At 68.3% G+C, this 17,162-nt stretch carries 16 protein-coding genes; 7 read left to right on the forward strand and 9 right to left on the reverse strand.

Annotation, left to right across the window (positions count from 1 at the left end; all coding sequences use genetic code 11):
• Positions 1 to 77: 77 nt before the first annotated feature.
• From QFZ82_RS20615 to QFZ82_RS20625, 3 genes are all read right to left on the reverse strand, one after another.
• A complete protein-coding gene (locus QFZ82_RS20615; protein ID WP_307714565.1) occupies positions 78 to 1,346 on the reverse strand; it encodes an MFS transporter in 1,269 nt (422 codons plus the stop codon).
• Positions 1,347 to 1,423: 77 nt separating this feature from the next.
• A complete protein-coding gene (locus QFZ82_RS20620) occupies positions 1,424 to 2,506 on the reverse strand; it encodes an inositol-3-phosphate synthase (protein WP_307714566.1) in 1,083 nt (360 codons plus the stop codon).
• 59 nt (positions 2,507 to 2,565) lie between these two features.
• Positions 2,566 to 3,282 carry a PadR family transcriptional regulator gene (locus QFZ82_RS20625; RefSeq protein ID WP_307714567.1) on the reverse strand — a complete coding sequence of 239 codons (717 nt, stop codon included), beginning with the start codon at positions 3,280 to 3,282 and terminating at the stop codon, positions 2,566 to 2,568.
• Positions 3,283 to 3,654: 372 nt separating this feature from the next.
• Here QFZ82_RS20625 and QFZ82_RS20630 point away from each other — a divergent pair, with 372 nt between their 5' ends.
• Positions 3,655 to 6,333: a transglycosylase domain-containing protein gene (locus QFZ82_RS20630; protein ID WP_307714568.1), complete on the forward strand. Its 2,679-nt coding sequence runs from the start codon at positions 3,655 to 3,657 to the stop codon at positions 6,331 to 6,333.
• Between the two features lie 126 nt (positions 6,334 to 6,459).
• Positions 6,460 to 8,028, forward strand: a complete 1,569-nt coding sequence (locus QFZ82_RS20635; protein WP_307714569.1) for a glycosyltransferase family 87 protein — start codon at positions 6,460 to 6,462, stop codon at positions 8,026 to 8,028.
• A 45-nt stretch (positions 8,029 to 8,073) separates the two neighbouring features.
• On the opposite strand, the gene QFZ82_RS20640 is transcribed toward QFZ82_RS20635, so the two are convergent.
• From QFZ82_RS20640 to QFZ82_RS20650, 3 genes are all read right to left on the reverse strand, one after another.
• Entirely contained in the window at positions 8,074 to 9,105 is a 1,032-nt protein-coding gene (locus QFZ82_RS20640; RefSeq protein ID WP_177149304.1) for an alanine racemase, read from the reverse strand.
• A gap of 94 nt (positions 9,106 to 9,199) precedes the next feature.
• On the reverse strand, positions 9,200 to 10,318 hold the full coding sequence (locus QFZ82_RS20645) for a peptidoglycan bridge formation glycyltransferase FemA/FemB family protein (protein ID WP_307714570.1): 1,119 nt from the start codon (positions 10,316 to 10,318) through the stop codon (positions 9,200 to 9,202).
• Positions 10,319 to 10,459: 141 nt separating this feature from the next.
• Positions 10,460 to 10,774 carry a hypothetical protein gene (locus tag QFZ82_RS20650; RefSeq protein WP_177149302.1) on the reverse strand — a complete coding sequence of 105 codons (315 nt, stop codon included), beginning with the start codon at positions 10,772 to 10,774 and terminating at the stop codon, positions 10,460 to 10,462.
• A gap of 271 nt (positions 10,775 to 11,045) precedes the next feature.
• On the opposite strand from QFZ82_RS20650, the gene rpsF reads away from it, so the two are divergent.
• The 4 genes from rpsF (at position 11,046) to rplI (ending at position 12,741) form a co-directional block, all read left to right on the forward strand.
• Positions 11,046 to 11,336 carry a 30S ribosomal protein S6 gene (gene rpsF / locus QFZ82_RS20655; protein WP_004950685.1) on the forward strand — a complete coding sequence of 97 codons (291 nt, stop codon included), beginning with the start codon at positions 11,046 to 11,048 and terminating at the stop codon, positions 11,334 to 11,336.
• Between the two features lie 75 nt (positions 11,337 to 11,411).
• Positions 11,412 to 11,996 carry a single-stranded DNA-binding protein gene (locus tag QFZ82_RS20660; protein WP_307714571.1) on the forward strand — a complete coding sequence of 195 codons (585 nt, stop codon included), beginning with the start codon at positions 11,412 to 11,414 and terminating at the stop codon, positions 11,994 to 11,996.
• Positions 11,997 to 12,039: 43 nt separating this feature from the next.
• Positions 12,040 to 12,276, forward strand: a complete 237-nt coding sequence (rpsR, locus tag QFZ82_RS20665; RefSeq protein ID WP_003956534.1) for a 30S ribosomal protein S18 — start codon at positions 12,040 to 12,042, stop codon at positions 12,274 to 12,276.
• A gap of 18 nt (positions 12,277 to 12,294) precedes the next feature.
• Positions 12,295 to 12,741: a 50S ribosomal protein L9 gene (gene rplI / locus QFZ82_RS20670; protein WP_177149300.1), complete on the forward strand. Its 447-nt coding sequence runs from the start codon at positions 12,295 to 12,297 to the stop codon at positions 12,739 to 12,741.
• 131 nt (positions 12,742 to 12,872) lie between these two features.
• On the opposite strand, the gene QFZ82_RS20675 is transcribed toward rplI, so the two are convergent.
• Positions 12,873 to 14,210 (reverse strand): MATE family efflux transporter, encoded by a 1,338-nt coding sequence (locus QFZ82_RS20675; RefSeq protein WP_307714573.1) that lies wholly within the window; start codon positions 14,208 to 14,210, stop codon positions 12,873 to 12,875.
• Between the two features lie 426 nt (positions 14,211 to 14,636).
• Here QFZ82_RS20675 and dnaB point away from each other — a divergent pair, with 426 nt between their 5' ends.
• A complete protein-coding gene (dnaB, locus tag QFZ82_RS20680) occupies positions 14,637 to 16,109 on the forward strand; it encodes a replicative DNA helicase (RefSeq protein WP_307714574.1) in 1,473 nt (490 codons plus the stop codon).
• A gap of 72 nt (positions 16,110 to 16,181) precedes the next feature.
• On the opposite strand, the gene QFZ82_RS20685 is transcribed toward dnaB, so the two are convergent.
• Positions 16,182 to 16,547, reverse strand: a complete 366-nt coding sequence (locus QFZ82_RS20685; RefSeq protein WP_307714575.1) for a VOC family protein — start codon at positions 16,545 to 16,547, stop codon at positions 16,182 to 16,184.
• Positions 16,548 to 16,556: 9 nt separating this feature from the next.
• Positions 16,557 to 17,162 carry a TetR/AcrR family transcriptional regulator gene (locus tag QFZ82_RS20690; RefSeq protein WP_307714576.1) on the reverse strand — a complete coding sequence of 202 codons (606 nt, stop codon included), beginning with the start codon at positions 17,160 to 17,162 and terminating at the stop codon, positions 16,557 to 16,559.

Raw genomic sequence — 17,162 nt, forward strand, 5'->3', positions numbered from 1 at the left:
ATGTTTCACGTGAAACATGCGCCCTCATGACGGTCGGGGCGGTGTTTCACGTGAAACACCGCCCCGACCGCTTTCCGCTACGCCAGCTCCCCCGTACGCCTCCAGCGCGCCAGCATCACGGCGACCCCTGCATAGATGACCGCGACCAGGCCGATGAGCGGAGCCGACCTGCCGTCCGGCGGCAGCATGAGGGCCGCGATGCCGGCCGCTCCGACGAAGCCCGCGTTGAACAACATGTCGTAGAGAGCGAAGATCCGGCCACGGAAGGCGTCGTCCGTGGCGGTCTGGACGATCGTGTCCGTCGCGATCTTCGCTCCTTGGGTGACGAGACCCAGAACGAAAGCGGCGACCAGTATCGGCCCGGGAGCGAATGGCAGTCCCAGCGCCGGTTCGAGGACGGCTGCCGCCGCGGCGCATCCGACCATCCAGCCGTACCGTCCGAGGCGCCCGATCGCCCAGGGCGACAGCACGGCGGCGGCGAAGAACCCCGCCCCCGAGACCGCGAGTGCCAGGCCGAGGAGGGCGAGTCCGTCCGATTCGGTGTCGGTCCACGCGTAGCGGCAGAGCATGAGCACCATCACGGTGAACGCGCCGTAGCAGAACCGCATGAGGGCCATCGCCGCCAAGGCGTGGGCAGCGGGCGGTCGCTGAGTCAGATGCCGCAGGCCGTCCAGCAGCCCGCGAGCCGTGGACGCGATCGCCGTGAGCAGGCGCGGCTGGACGAGCTCCGGATCGGGACCGAGAAGTTCGCGCCCCATGCGCAGCGACGCCAGGGCGGAGGAGAGGTAGAGCGCGGCCCCGACCAGTACCACCACGGCCCCGGAATCGGCGACGACGAGGCGGACCAGGAAGGCCAGCCCGCCGCCCGCGGTGGCGGCGAGCGTTCCGGCGGTGGGTGACACGGAGTTGGCCATGACGAGCCGGTCTGCGTCGACCACACGGGGAAGGGCGGCCGAGAGCCCCGCCAGTACGAACCGGTTGACGGCCGTGACGGACAGCGCGGAGGCGTAGAAGAGCCAGTCCGGCACCGAGGCCAGAATGAGCAGCGCCGTGCAGCCTGCGAGCAGGGCGCGCAGGAGATTGCCGTAGAGGAAGACCTGTCGGCGCTGCCAGCGATCGAGGAGCACGCCGGCGAAGGGGCCCACGAGGGAGTACGGAAGCAACAGGACGGCCATGGCGGAGGCGATCGCGGCCGGCGAGGTCTGCTTCTCCGGGGAGAACACCACATACGTGGCGAGAGCGACCTGGTAGACGCCGTCAGCCGACTGGGAGAGCAGTCGGACGGTCAGCAGTCGGCGGAAGTCGGTCAGGCGCAGTAGTACGCGCAGATCACGTACAGCGGGCATGCGAGCAAGCGTCACATACGAGGAGGGTCCCCGGGCCGATGACCCGGGGACCCTCCTCGATCGGACGGGACGAACGCTTAGCGCTCGACCTCGCCCTTGATGAACTTCTCGACGCTCTCACGAGCCTGGTCGTCGAAGTACTGGACCGGCGGGGACTTCATGAAGTACGAGGACGCGGAGAGGATCGGGCCGCCGATGCCCCGGTCCTTGGCGATCTTCGCGGCGCGCAGGGCGTCGATGATGACACCCGCGGAGTTCGGGGAGTCCCACACCTCGAGCTTGTACTCGAGGTTCAGCGGGACGTCACCGAAGGCGCGGCCCTCGAGACGCACGTACGCCCACTTGCGGTCGTCCAGCCAGGCCACGTAGTCCGACGGGCCGATGTGGACGTTCTTCTCGCCCATCTCGCGGTCCGGGATCTGCGAGGTGACGGCCTGCGTCTTCGAGATCTTCTTGGACTCCAGGCGCTCGCGCTCGAGCATGTTCTTGAAGTCCATGTTGCCGCCGACGTTCAGCTGCATCGTGCGGTCCAGGATGACGCCCCGGTCCTCGAAGAGCTTCGCCATCACGCGGTGCGTGATGGTGGCGCCGACCTGCGACTTGATGTCGTCGCCGACGATCGGGACACCGGCCTCGGTGAACTTGTCAGCCCACTCCTTGGTGCCGGCGATGAAGACCGGGAGGGCGTTGACGAACGCGACCTTGGCGTCGATGGCGCACTGCGCGTAGAACTTCGCAGCGTCCTCGGAACCGACGGGCAGGTAGCAGACCAGGACGTCGACCTGCTTGTCCTTGAGGACCTGGACGACGTCGACCGGGGCCTCGGTGGACTCCTCGATGGTCTGGCGGTAGTACTTGCCCAGACCGTCCAGGGTGTGGCCGCGCTGCACGGTGACGCCGGTCGCCGGCACGTCGCAGATCTTGATGGTGTTGTTCTCGCTGGCGCCGATGGCGTCCGCGAGGTCGAGGCCGACCTTCTTGGCGTCCACGTCGAAGGCAGCCACGAACTCGACGTCACGAACGTGGTAGTCGCCGAACTGGACGTGCATCAGACCCGGCACCTTGGCCGCCGGGTCGGCGTCCTTGTAGTACTCGACGCCCTGCACCAGCGAGGCGGCGCAGTTGCCCACGCCGACGATGGCTACGCGAACCGAACCCATTCCGGTTGCTCCCTGTGTGATCTCGGTATTCCGGATGAAACCCTGCGGAGCGCAGGGCCTCACTTGGCGGTGTCGTCGGACGGATCCGGCGGGGTGGAGTCGTCCGGAGGTGTCCCTCCGGATGACTCGTCGCCCTGGTGCCGGGGCAGGCCGCCCGTCGCTCCAGATGTGTTGTCCTGCTGAGCGGTGCTCTCGGGGGAGGGCCGTCGCTGCTCCCGCCCCGCCCGCTCGCTCTCGATGAGCTCGTTCAGCCAGCGCACTTCGCGCTCCACGGACTCCATGCCGTGCCGCTGCAGTTCGAGCGTGTAGTCGTCGAGGCGCTCGCGGGTGCGGGCGAGAGAGGCGCGCATCTTCTCCAGGCGCTCCTCCAGCCTGCTGCGGCGGCCCTCCAGGACCCGCATCCGCACCTCGCGCTCCGTCTGGCCGAAGAAGGCGAAACGGGCTGCGAAGTGCTCGTCCTCCCAGGTGTCGGGGCCGGTGTGCGAGAGCAGCTCTTCGAAGTGCTCCTTACCTTCCGCCGTCAGCCGATAGACGATCTTGGCGCGGCGCCCCGCCAGCGATGCGGCGAGGGCGTCCTCGGGTGCGTTTCCCGGTTCCTCGATCAACCAGCCGTTGGCGACGAGCGTCTTGAGGCAGGGGTAGAGGGTTCCGTAGCTGAAGGCCCGGAAGATTCCCAGCGAGGTGTTGAGCCGCTTGCGCAGCTCGTACCCGTGCATCGGGGCTTCGCGGAGCAGGCCGAGGACGGCGAACTCGAGGATGCCTGAGCGTCTGCTCACTGTCGCCTCCCTCGCCCGTCGGTGCCCGTATGCCGGTCCGATGTGTCGTGCTGATGTATCGACTCGATACATCAGCACGATAGAGCGGCGCTTCGCGTGCGACAAGGGGGCCCTTCGTGAGCGGCGTCACATCGTCAATTCGTCGGCGGTGAGTTGCCTGAAATGGGGTGAACTTCGACCCTCGGTGGGTTTTGACCGTGCGTAGTCTGTGCGGCATGCAGACCACTGGGAACCATGTGACGCCCCTGTGCGTCATCGCCGTGGATGCACAGCGGATGAGCTCTCCCCAGAGCTCGGCCGTATCCATTTCGGGGGGACCGGAACTCAACTGCCGCTTCCAGGCGTCTCGCCTGCCCGAGGAGTAGTCGTTCGATGAGCGAGCACCGACGCAAACCGCCGCAGCCGCAGGGTGGCGGGCGCGCCGCGGCCCGACGCGCCGCCCAACAGTCCTCTGGGCGACGTGCAGCACCCGGGAGGGGTGCCACGTCAGCCTCCCCTTCCGCTTCTCATGGGGAGGAGCGTCCGTACGGTGGCAGAGCCGAGGCCCGGCGCGCCGCCCAGCGGGGCGGTGGTCGCCGGCGCGTGGACGAGTCGGGAACAGGTGGCAGGGCCGCGCGCCGTGGCGCCGCCGGAGCCGGAGCCGCAGCCGGTAAGAAGCGGCTGATCGACTACCCGCGACACGACAAGTACGGATGGCGTCGCTGGATGCCCTCCTGGAAGCTCGTCGCGGGACTGTGCATCGGCTTCATAGGGCTGCTGATGGTGGCCGCCGCCCTCGCGTACAGCATGGTCGTCGTCCCGAAGGTGGCGGAGGCGGCCACGGCCCAGAACAACGTGTACTACTGGGCCGACGGCTCCCAGATGGCCGCCACGGGTGGTGAGGTCAACCGCCAGATCATCGGCATCGACCAGATTCCGAGGGAGATGCAGGACGCCGTCATCTCCGCGGAGAACAAGACCTTCGAGAAGGACTCGGGCATCGACCCGATGGGTATCTCCCGCGCTGTGTTCAACATGGCCCGGGGCCAGCAGACGCAGGGTGGCTCGACCATCACCCAGCAGTACGTGAAGAACGCGCGGCTCGACGACCAGGACCAGACCCTGAGCCGTAAGTTCCAGGAGCTGTTCATCTCCATCAAGATCGACAGCACGATGGACAAGCCCGACATCATGGCGGGCTACCTGAACACCTCGTACTACGGCCGCGGTGCCTACGGCATCCAGGCCGCGGCCCGGACGTACTACAACAAGGACGCCGAGGACCTGAACGCGAGCGAGTGCGCCTTCCTCGCCTCTCTACTCAAGGGCGCGACGTACTACGACCCGGCGGGTGCCACGGAGATCGACTCCAGGGCGAAGCCCGCGGCCAACAGGGAGCGAGCCGAGAAGCGCTGGCGCTGGATCCTCGACGAGATGGTCAAGGACAACCGGCTCCCCGCCGAGGAGCGCGCCAAGTACACGGAGTTCCCCAACCCGCAGAAGCCGAAGAAGAACGCGCAGCTGAGCGGGCAGATCGGTTACCTGGTGGACCTCGCCAAGGCCAACTTCCTCAACAACTACGAAGGGATGACGGAGAAGAAGCTGGCGCAGGGTGGCTACGAGATCCACACGACCTTCGACAAGAAGAAGGTCAACGCGCTCGAGGCCTCCATCAAGAAGATCTACAAGGAGCACATCGACCCGGATAAGCGGCCGGATACGGACACCCACGTCCAGTTCGGCGGCGCCTCCGTGGAGCCGGAGACCGGGAAGATCGTCGCGATCTACGGCGGCGCCGACGCGACGAAGCACTTCACGAACAACGCCGACGCGACCGGCGCCCAGGTCGGATCGACGTTCAAGCCCTTCGTGCTGGCCGCCGCGATGCGGGACGGCGTGCGCAACCCCGAGCTTCAGCCCGAGCAGGGGCCCAGCGAGCGCACCATCGTCGACCCCGACAAGAGCCGGTACAACGGAGCCAACAAGCTCAAGATCAAGAACTACGACGGTTCGATCTGGCGCAACGAGGAGGGCAAGGAGTGGCTGCAGAAGAACGACGGTGACGAGTCGTTCAAGAACATCAGCCTGCGCGAAGCCATGATCCACTCGGCCAACTCGCCGTTCGTGCAGCTCGGCATGGACATCGGCATCCCGCAGGTGCGGAAGGCGGCCGTCGACGCCGGTCTGCTCGAATCCAGCCTGGTCGAGGCGAACGTCCCCTCGTTCTCCCTCGGCATCTCGGACCCCAGCGCGATCCGCATGGCGGGCGCGTACGGCACCTTCGCGGCCAACGGAAAGCAGCGCGACCCGTATTCCGTGACCTCCGTCGACCACCAGGGCAAGACGATCTACAAGCACGAGGACGAGCCCGATACGGTCTTCACCAAGGCCGTCGCCACCAACGTGACGGACGTGCTCCGGGACGTCGTCGACGACGAGGAGGGCACGGGTAAGAACGCGCGCCTTCCCGGCCGTCAGGTCGCCGGCAAGACGGGTACCACCGACGACAACAAGTCCGCATGGTTCGTCGGCTACACCCCGCAGCTGTCGACCGCCATCGACATGTACCGCCTCGACGACGACGAGAAGAGCGGCAAGAAGCGCGAGTTCCTGAAGATGTACGGCACCGGTGACCGGGACACGATCCACGGTTCGTCGTTCCCCTCCGAGATCTGGCAGACGTACATGTCCAAGGCGCTCAAGAACGCCAAGATCATGGAGTTCGACGAGCCGGAGGAGCTCGACGCCGAGGCCGTCTGGGGTGGCGGCGCGGTCAGCCCCAAGCCGACACCGAGCAGCAAGCCGTCCTCGAGCCCGTCCGAGTCGCCCTCCTCGAGCCCGTCCGAGAGCCCTTCGACGAGCCCGGGTCCCACGGAGTCGTGCAACCCGTGGGAGGACTGGACCTGTGAGCCCAGCGGCGGTACCGATGCCGGCACCGACCAGGGCGGAGGCAACGGCGGGATCACCACGAGTCCGACGACGTCGCCGGGTACGGACAGCGGCGGAGGCAACGGCAACAACGGCGGAGGCAACGGCGGAGGCTTCATCGGAGGCTCCGACGGAACCGAGTAGCCGCCGCCCGTAGGCCGGCACCGCCAGAGGGCCGCCGTACCGGCGAGCACAGCGCTTCGTTGGCTGTGCCTGCCGGACACGGCGGCCCTCGTCGTGTACCCGGCCCCTTGCGGCAGGATGTGCACCATGCCCAGCGCAGAGGAGACGAGCGTGTACGAGGACCGCCGCGGTGTCCTGCCCGCACGGCGGGACAGTCCTGACGTGCGCCCCACACGGCGCGACAGGATCGCCGCGGCCGGCAGCGAGCTGATCGGTGGCCCTGCGGGCCGCTGGGCACGGCGCACCGGCAACGGTCCGCTCACACCCGTGCGTTTCATCGCCCTGGTGGCGATCGGCATGTTCGCGCTCGGCATGGTGCAGAAGCTGCCCTGCTACAACTGGGCCTGGTTCAGAGGCACCAGTTCGCAGTACACCCACGCCTGCTACTCGGACATCCCGCACCTGTATCTCGGCCGCGGCTTCGCCGATGGACGCATTCCGTACTTCGACCGGCTGCCCGGTGACATGGAGTACCTCGAATACCCGGTGCTCACCGGGCTGTTCATGCAGGTCGCCTCCTGGGTCGCCGACGCCGCCTCCTGGCTCGGGCTGTCGGGCGACGACATGATGCAGCGCGAGCAGCTGTACTGGATGATCAACGCGGGCATGCTGCTGATCTGCGCCGCCGTCATCGCCGTCTGCGTCGCCCGCACCCACCGCCGCCGCCCCTGGGACGCGCTGCTGGTGGCTCTGGCACCCGCGTTCGCGCTGACGGCCACGATCAACTGGGACCTTTTCGCGGTGGCTCTGACGGCCTCGGCGATGCTGATGTGGTCGCGCAGCCGGGTGCTCGCCGCAGGCGTCCTCATCGGCCTGGCGACGGCCGCCAAGTTCTACCCGTTCCTGCTCCTCGGGCCCCTGCTGGTGCTGTGCTGGCGTGCGGGCAAGTGGCGCGAGTTCCTCACGGTGGCTTTCGGGGCCGTGGCGGCGTGGCTCGTGGTCAACGTCCCCGTCATGCTGCTGGCACCGGAGGGGTGGAAGAAGTTCTACAGCTTCAGCCAGGAGCGGCCCGTCGACTTCGGCTCGTTCTGGCTGATCATCACCCAGCGCACAGGCCGCTCGATCGAGGCGGAGACGGTCAACACGTACGCGATGCTCCTGACGATCGTGGCATGCGCCGGTATCGCTCTGCTGACTCTCACCGCACCGCGCAGGCCCCGGTTCGCGCAACTGGCGTTCCTGGTCGTCGCCGTGTTCGTCCTCACCAACAAGGTCTACTCGCCGCAGTACGTACTGTGGCTGATCCCGCTCGCGGCGCTCGCCCGTCCGCGCTGGCGGGACTTCCTCGTCTGGCAGGCCTGCGAGGTCATGTACTTCCTCGGCATCTGGATGTACCTCGCGTACACCACCAGCGAGAAGCACCAGGGGCTGCCGCCCGAGGGCTACCAGCTCGCGATCGCCCTGCACCTGCTGGGCACGCTCTACCTGTGTGCCGTGATCGTGCGGGACATCCTCATGCCCGAACGCGACGGGGTGCGGACGGACGGCTCGGACGACCCTTCCGGCGGAGTGCTCGACGGGGCCGAGGACGTGTTCGCCCTGAGGCGTGCGGCCCGGCGGCGACATGCCGCGCAGACCGTGGAGGGGCCCCGGGTGGAATGGGGGACGCAGCCCGCCGGGACGGGGCAGGGCACAGAGGCTCAGCCGTCCGCCTGACGGCCTCGCGGAATCCCGCGCGGGCGGCAGACAGCGCCGGGCCTCCTACCGGTCGACGAGGCGGTCGAACTGCGTGGTCGTGTGCCGCAGGTGGGCGACGAGCTCGTCACCGACCCTGGGTTCGTCGGCGTCCGCGGGCACGAACAGGATCGACACCTGCATGTGCGGCGGTTCGGCGAACCAGCGCTGCTTGCCCGCCCACACGAACGGCGACAGATTGCGGTTGACCGTCGCGAGACCGGCCCGGGCCACGCCCTTGGCACGCGGCATCACGCCGTGCATCGCCTTGGGCGCCTCCAGCCCCACCCCGTGCGACGTGCCGCCGGCGACGACGACGAGCCAGCCGTCGGACGCGGCCTTCTGCTGCCGGTAGCCGAAACGGTCCCCCTTGGACACGCGGGTCACGTCCAGGACCGCCCCGCGGTACTCCGTCGCCTCGTGGTCGCCCAGCCACAGACGGGTGCCGATCCGGGCGCGGAACCGGGTCTGCGGGAACTGCTGCTGCAGCCGCGCCTGTTCGTCCGACCGCAGGTGGCTGACGAACATCGTGTGCAGCGGCAGACGGGCGGCACGCAGCCGGTCCATCCAGCCGATGACCTCCTCGACGGCATCGGAGCCGTCCGTGCGGTCCAGCGGCAGGTGCAGCGCGAAGCCCTCGAGCCGCACGTCCTCGATCGCGGCGTGCAGTTGGCCGAGCTCCTGCTCGGTGATGCCGTGGCGCTTCATCGAGCTCATGCACTCGATGACGACCCGCGCCCCGACCAGGGCGTGCACACCGTCCACCGAGGACACCGAACGGATCACCCGGTCGGGCAGCGGCACCGGCTCCTCACCGCGCCGGAACGGTGTGAGGACCAGCAGGTCGCCGCCGAACCAGTCCTTGATCCGCGCAGCCTCGTACGTCGTGCCGACCGCGAGCATGTCGGCGCCGAAGCGGGCCGCCTCGTCGGAGAGGCGCTCGTGGCCGAAGCCGTAGCCGTTGCCCTTGCAGACCGGGACGAGTCCCGGGAACTGGTCGATCACGGACTTCTGGTGCGCCCGCCAGCGCGCGATGTCGACGTACAGGGAGAGCGCCATGACCGGCCCGGAACCTTTCTGGTGGTTGCGGTGTAGCAGAGACATGTACGAGATTACGGAGTCCTTCGCGCCGCCGGAGCGGTCAGCGGCGTCCTCAGCGGCGCGACATGTAGAGGTCCAGCGCCTTGTGGAGCAGCTTGTTCAGCGGGAAGTCCCACTCGCCGACGTACTCGACGGCCTCGCCACCGGTGCCGACCTTGAACTGGATCAGGCCGAAGAGGTGGTCCGTCTCGTCGAGCGAGTCGCTGATGCCCCGGAGGTCGTAGACGGTGGCGCCCATGGCGTAGGCGTCGCGCAGCATCCGCCACTGCATCGCGTTCGAGGGCCGGACCTCGCGCCCGATGTTGTCGGAGGCTCCGTAGGAGTACCAGACGTGTCCGCCGACCACGAGCATGGTCGCCGCGGACAGGTTCACGCCGTTGTGCCGCGCGAAGTACAGACGCATGCGGTTGGGGTCCTCGTTGTTGAGGACGGTCCACATGCGCTGGAAGTACGACAGCGGGCGCGGCCGGAAACGGTCGCGCTCGGCGGTGATCTCGTACAGGCGCTGCCACTCGGCGAGGTCCTCGTAGCGGCCCTGGACCACCTCGACACCGGCCTTCTCGGCCTTCTTGATGTTGCGGCGCCACAGCTGGTTGAAGCCCTTGAGGACGTCGTCCAGCGACCGGTTGGCCAGGGGCACCTGATAGACGTACCGCGGCTGCACGTCACCGAAGCCGGCCCCGCCGTCCTCGCCCTGCTGCCAGCCCATCTTGCGCAGCCGGTCGGCGACCTCGAAGGCCCGGGGCTCGATGTGCGTGGCCTCGACATCACGCAGGCGCTTGACGTCGGGGTCCTGGATGCCGGCCTTGATCGCGGGAGCGTCCCAGCGGCGGATGACGACGGGCGGCCCCATCTTGACGGAGAAGGCGCCCTGGTTCTTGAGGTGCGCCAGCATCGGCTGCAGCCAGTCGTCCAGATTCGGGGCGTACCAGTTGATGACCGGGCCCTCGGGGAGGTACGCGAGATACCGCTTGATCTTGGGCAGCTGGCGGTAGAGCACCAGGCCGACCCCGACAAGATCGCCGCTCTTGTCGAACCAGCCGAGGTTCTCCGAGCGCCATTCGGTCTTCACGTCCGCCCACGCCGGGACCTGGCAGTGACTCGCCGAGGGCAGGCTCTGGATGTAGGCCAGATGCTGCTCACGACTGATGGTCCTCAGGGTCAGGCTCATGCGGGGCGCTCCTCGGCAGGTGTGTCCCCATGGGTACAGGGGCTCCGGCTCTCGCGCCGAAGCCTACTGGTCCGAGGAGGCGCTCCGAATGGCTGTACGCAAGAGCGGGCCGGTCGCGGCCCGCTCCCGATGCGCTGTGCGTCAGCCGAGGACTCCGCCGAAGAGGCCGCCGTGCGCCATGCCGAGGAAGAAGCCCACGGCCGACGCTCCGAGACCGATGATCAGCAGGAACCGCTCGCGCGTGGTCGCCGAGATGAACTGGCCGTACGCGCCCGTGACGATTCCGACAAGGCCGGTCCACGAGCTCAGCAGGTGGAGGTGGTGGAACATCGCCGTGATGAACGCGATGGCACCGAGCACCAGCGTCACCGCCATCAGGGTGTCCTGAAGCGGATGTGGCTTGCCGTCCGTGGCGAGGAGAGAGGCGGGGGACTGACGTCGCATTGCATGTGCCATGAGGCACCTCCTGGCTGTGCCGGAAGGCGGCGCATCGTAGCGCCGCGCGCACCCGATGTGTACAGATTGCGGCCATCCGCCACCGGATTTCAACCGGAAGCCGGTGTGCAGGTACTCTGTACGGTCTGCACCGGTGTCTGCCCTGGCCAGGACACGATCGCCTCTCGTCGAGCGGGGATTGTCAGTGGCGGCCGATACCGTTGCTCACGCATCACGACCCTCCTGCCACGGAACGACCGTGGCCGCTGAGTCCAAAGGAGGTGGGTTCCACATGCGTCACTACGAGGTGATGGTCATCCTCGACCCCGATCTCGAGGAGCGCGCTGTCTCCCCGCTGATCGAGAACTTCCTCTCCGTCGTCCGTGAGGGCAACGGAAAGGTGGAGAAGGTCGACACCTGGGGCCGTCGTCGTCTCGCTTACGAGATCAAGAAGAAGCCCGAGGGCATCTACTCGGTCATCGACCTGCAGGCCGAGCCTGCGGTCGTCAAGGAGCTCGACCGCCAGATGAACCTGAACGAGTCGGTCCTCCGGACCAAGGTCCTCCGTCCCGAGACCCACTGAGCACCTAGCTCAGAGGTCATCGGGTTCGAGTAGCAGCAAGCAGCCAGAAGCAATCCCCGCCGAGAGGTTCCCCCAATGGCAGGCGAGACCGTCATCACGGTCGTCGGCAATCTCGTCGACGACCCCGAGCTGCGCTTCACCCCGTCCGGTGCGGCGGTCGCGAAGTTCCGCGTCGCGTCCACTCCCCGCACCTTCGACCGGCAGACCAACGAGTGGAAGGACGGCGAGAGCCTGTTCCTCACCTGCTCGGTCTGGCGGCAGGCGGCGGAGAACGTCGCCGAGTCGCTCCAGCGCGGCATGCGCGTCGTCGTGCAGGGCCGCCTGAAGCAGCGGTCCTACGAGGACCGCGAGGGCGTCAAGCGCACGGTCTTCGAGCTGGACGTCGAGGAAGTCGGCCCCAGCCTCAAGAACGCCACGGCCAAGGTCACCAAGACCACCGGTCGCGGCGGCCAGGGTGGTTACGGCGGCGGCCAGCAGGGCGGCGGCAGCTGGGGCGGCGGCCCCGGTGGTGGTCAGCAGCAGGGCGGCGGCGGTGCACCCGCCGACGACCCCTGGGCCACGAGCGCGCCGGCCGGCGGCGGCCAGCAGGGCGGGGGCGGCGGCTGGGGCGGAAGCTCCGGCGGTTCCGGCGGCGGCTACTCGGACGAGCCTCCCTTCTAGGGCAGCTCGTACCCCCACTTCTTGATCACACAGGAGAATCACCATGGCGAAGCCGCCTGTGCGCAAGCCTAAGAAGAAGGTCTGCGCGTTCTGCAAGGACAAGACCGTGTACGTGGACTACAAGGACACGAACATGCTGCGGAAGTTCATTTCCGACCGCGGCAAGATCCGTGCCCGCCGCGTGACCGGCAACTGCACGCAGCACCAGCGTGACGTCGCCACGGCCGTCAAGAACAGCCGTGAGATGGCGCTGCTGCCCTACACGTCCACCGCGCGATAAGGGAAGGGTGACCGAGATATGAAGATCATCCTCACCCACGAGGTCTCCGGCCTCGGCGCCGCCGGCGACGTCGTCGACGTCAAGGACGGCTACGCTCGCAACTACCTGGTCCCGCGCGGTTTCGCGATCCGCTGGACCAAGGGTGGCGAGAAGGACGTGGCGCAGATCCGCCGCGCCCGCAAGATCCACGAGATCGCGACCATCGAGCAGGCGAACTCCGTCAAGGGTCAGCTCGAGGCCGTGAAGGTGCGCCTGGCCGTTCGCTCCGGCGAGGCCGGCCGCCTGTTCGGTTCCGTCACCCCGGCCGACATCGCTTCGGCGATCAAGGCTGCCGGTGGTCCGGAGGTCGACAAGCGTCGCGTCGAGCTCGGTGCGCCGATCAAGACCCTGGGCTCGCACCAGGTGTCCGTGCGTCTGCACCCCGAGGTTGCCGCGCAGCTCGGCGTCGAGGTTGTCGCCGCCTGATCAGCGCGCTCGACTGAGCGGTAGGAAGGGCCGCACCCCACGGGGTGCGGCCCTTCTGTTGGTCCGGCGTGCTCGATCGGTTCGTCTGATGCGCGGTACCGCGTGCCCTACGGAACGTTTCACGTGAAACGTCAGCGCGTCGCGCCGGTCACGATCCAGCGTCCGGACCGGGCCCGCCACCACAGCGTCAGCAGCCGCACGGTCATCATCAGGGTCATGGCCCACCACAGCGCGGTCAGGCCGCCGCCGACGGAGGGCACCAGCAGGGCGACCGGCGCGAACGCCGCGAGGGTGACGAGCATGGCCCAGGCGAGATACGGGCCGTCCCCCGCACCCATCAGCACCCCGTCCAGGACGAAGACGACTCCGGCGATCGGCTGGGACACCGCTACGACGAGAAGCGCGGGAAGAAGCGTGTCCCGGACCGCCTGATCCCCGGTGAACAGAGGGATGAACAGCGGGCGCGAGACCACGACCAGGACGCCCAGGACCACGCCCGCGGCGATTCCCCACTCCACCATGCGGCGGCAGGCCTGCCGTGCTCCCTCGGCATCGTTCGCACCGAGGTAGCGCCCGATGATGGCCTGCCCGGCGATCGCGATGGCATCGAGGGCGAAGGCCAGCAGGCTCCAGAGCGACAGAACGATCTGGTGTGCCGCGATGTCGGTGTCGCCCAGGCGGGCAGCCACAGCGGTGGCGATCATCAGGACCGCACGCAGCGAGAGCGTACGGACCAGGAGGGGGACGCCGGCCTGGGCACTCGCCCTGATCCCGGCCGCGTCGGGGCGCAACGAGGAACCGTACTTGCGGGCTCCGCGCACGACGACGAGGAGATAGGCGGCGGCCATGCCGCACTGGGCGGCGACCGTGCCCCATGCGGAACCGGCAATGCCCAGCCCGGCGCCGTACACCAGTCCTGCGTTCAGTGCTGCGTTGGCCGTGAATCCGCCGAGGGCCACGTAGAGCGGTGTCCGCGTGTCCTGGAGACCCCGCAGGACGCCGGTCGCCGCGAGCACGATCAGCATGGCCGGTATGCCGAGGCTGGAGATGCGCAGATAGGTGATCGCATGCGGTGCCGCTGTCTCCGATGCGCCGAAGAGATCCACAAGCCAGGGGGCGGTCGGGAGGGTCACCGCGATGACGGCGACACCGAGGAGGAGCGCGAGCCAGATGCCGTCCATCCCCTGGCGGATGGCCGCTGGAAGGTCGCCTGCGCCGACACGGCGGGCCACGGCGGCGGTGGTGGCGTAGGCCAGGAACACGAAGACACTGACGGCCGTCATGAGCAGGGCTGCCGCGACGCCGAGACCGGCGAGCTGGGGAGTGCCGAGGTGGCCCACGATGGCGCTGTCGACGATCACGAACAGAGGCTCGGCGACCAGTGCGCCGAAGGCGGGGACGGCGAGCGCGATGATCTCTCGGTCGTGGCGTCGACGGCGCGCCTTGGGGGTCACGGAGGCCTGGGACATGGGGGCCAATCTAATCTTCCACAGGTAAGAGATGCAACGCCTGGGTGTCCCTTACTTCTCCAGGGCTTGGGCATCACCCGGTGCGCGGTTTGTTCTGATCTTGGCCCGGTGGGGAAAGTTTTTCTCCCCCACAGCCAGTGGATGGAAAACGAGCAGCTCAGAGGCCATGTGGTGAGGCGGCTATGAGTTTGTCCACAGTGCTGTCCCCCGGTCCGTGCACAGGTTCCGAAGACTTCTCCACAGCATCTGGTCCTCCGTCCACAGAGCCTGTGGATAACCAGATTGGCTGACGGTGCCGCCGGGCCTACCGTGGACCGTCGCCCGACGCGCGCAAGCGGAGTCAGGCGACTGGATTTGTCAGTGTCGTGCCGTAGAAAGAGTGCCACGGCAAAGGTCCGCGGAGCGGACGGGAGGAGGTGGCCGCGGGTGAGCATTTCCGAGCCCTTGGACGACCCGTGGGCGGCCGACACTCCCGGTGACCGGCTTCCCGCCTCCCGCCGCCGCGGCAGCGACACCCGCCGTGACGACCAGCACGACCGCGGCCGGGAGAGCACCGGCTGGGACAGCGGTCCCGGCTTCGAGCGAGTGCCTCCGCAGGACCTGGACGCCGAGCAGTCCGTCCTCGGCGGCATGCTGCTGTCGAAGGACGCCATCGCCGACGTGGTCGAGATCATCAAGGGTCACGACTTCTACCGGCCGGCCCACGAGACCGTCTTCCAGGCGATCCTCGACCTCTACGCCAAGGGTGAGCCGGCCGACCCGATCACCGTCGCGGCCGAGCTGGTCAAGCGTGGTGAGATCACCCGTGTCGGCGGGGCCCCGTATCTGCACACGCTGGTCCAGTCGGTGCCGACCGCCGCCAACGCGTCGTACTACGCGGAGATCGTCCACGAGCGGGCGGTGCTGCGCAGGCTCGTGGAGGCCGGCACCAAGATCACGCAGATGGGATACGCGGCCGACGGCGACGTCGACGAAATCGTCAACTCCGCCCAGGCCGAGATCTACGCCGTCACCGAGCAGCGGACCAGTGAGGACTACCTGCCGCTCGGCGACATCATGGAGGGCGCTCTCGACGAGATCGAGGCGATCGGCTCGCGCAGCGGTGAGATGACCGGTGTGCCCACGGGCTTCACCGACTTCGACTCCCTGACGAACGGCCTGCACCCGGGCCAGATGATCGTCATCGCCGCCCGTCCCGCGATGGGCAAGTCGACCCTGGCCCTGGACTTCGCGCGTGCGGCCTCGATCAAGAACAACCTGCCCAGCGTGATCTTCTCCCTCGAAATGGGGCGCAACGAGATCGCGATGCGTCTGCTGTCGGCGGAGGCGCGTGTGGCGCTGCACCACATGCGCTCCGGGACGATGACGGACGAGGACTGGACCCGCCTGGCGCGCCGGATGCCCGACGTCTCCCAGGCCCCGCTCTACATCGACGACTCGCCGAACCTGTCGATGATGGAGATCCGTGCCAAGTGCCGCCGCCTGAAGCAGCGCAACGACCTGAAGCTGGTGGTCATCGACTACCTCCAGCTGATGCAGTCGGGCGGCTCCAAGCGCGCCGAGAGCCGCCAGCAGGAGGTCTCGGACATGTCGCGAAACCTCAAGCTCCTGGCCAAGGAGCTGGAGATCCCGGTGATCGCGCTCTCCCAGCTGAACCGTGGCCCCGAGCAGCGCACGGACAAGAAGCCGATGGTCTCGGACCTGCGTGAATCGGGTTCGATCGAGCAGGACGCCGACATGGTCATCCTGTTGCACCGCGAGGACGCGTACGAGAAGGAGTCCCCGCGCGCCGGCGAGGCGGACCTGATCGTGGCGAAGCACCGTAACGGCCCGACGGCCACGATCACGGTGGCGTTCCAGGGCCACTACTCGCGCTTCGTGGACATGGCCCAGACCTGACGCGCGGCGCCTGAGGGCGCCACCTGCGTCACCCGCGTGACCCGTGGCCGCGGTCGGCGGCACGCGAGCCGGTCAGGCCGGGGGCATCAGTTCGTAGAGGTTGCCCGAGTCGTCGGTGAAGTAGAGGCCGCGGGCCGCGAGCGGGTGGTCCGTGCGGCCGTTGTCCGGCGTGGACGGATCGTTGCCATAGGGGACCGCCGCCTCGCGCAGGCGGATGAGGACCGCGTCGAAGGTCGCCGGGTCCACGTCGAAGGCCAGGTGCGTGCCCGGCGGCTCCGGGACGCTGAGGTAGTCGAGGGTCAGGGACTCGTTGACGCGGACCGGGGCGAAGTGCCGGTCGGGACCCTCGTACGGGAGACCCATGACGGTCGCGAAGAAGCGGGCGGCGCGCTCGTTGTGGGCGGCCGGGACGATGGTGTGGTTCAGCGTGATCGGCATGGGACCTCCTCAGCCGGTGGACGCGAGGGCGCCGTGCAGAAAGACGTCGACGACCGGGCCGATGTCCTGGGGGCTTTCCTGGATCGAGCTGGTGAAGAGCAGGCCGAAGAAGAGCTGGGCCAGTTGTCGTGGCGGGAGGCGGAGCGAGTCCTCTTCGGGTGCGAAGAGGCCGGCGATGGCGTCCGTCGCCGCGTTCATGCCCGCCTGCCGGTCCGGTGACTTCGTGCCCGGGCGGCCGGCGGCACGGCTTCGGCCCTCGGTGGCGTGCAGGGCGCCCATCACGGCCCCTATGCGGTCCACATGGGCGCGCAGCGCCTCCGCGGCCTGGGTGAGACGGGCGGCGAGAGGCTGGTCCAGTGGGATGGACCGGATCTCCGCCAGGGACGTGCCCGGGTCCATGGCCTCGGCAACGCAGGCGTCCAGGAGCTCCTCCTTGTCGGTGAAGACGCGGAAGACGGTGCCCTCGCCGATGCCGGCCGCCTGTGCGATCCGGCGGGTGGTGACCGAGCTGCCCTGCTCGATGAGCAGGGGAATCGTGGCCCGGACGATCATCTCGCGGCGTTGCTCCGTGCTCATGGCCGGAGCCCTGCCGCCCTTCGCGGGGCGTGGCGTCAT

Source organism: Streptomyces sp. V4I23 (genome assembly GCF_030817975.1).
Taxonomy (GTDB): domain Bacteria; phylum Actinomycetota; class Actinomycetes; order Streptomycetales; family Streptomycetaceae; genus Streptomyces.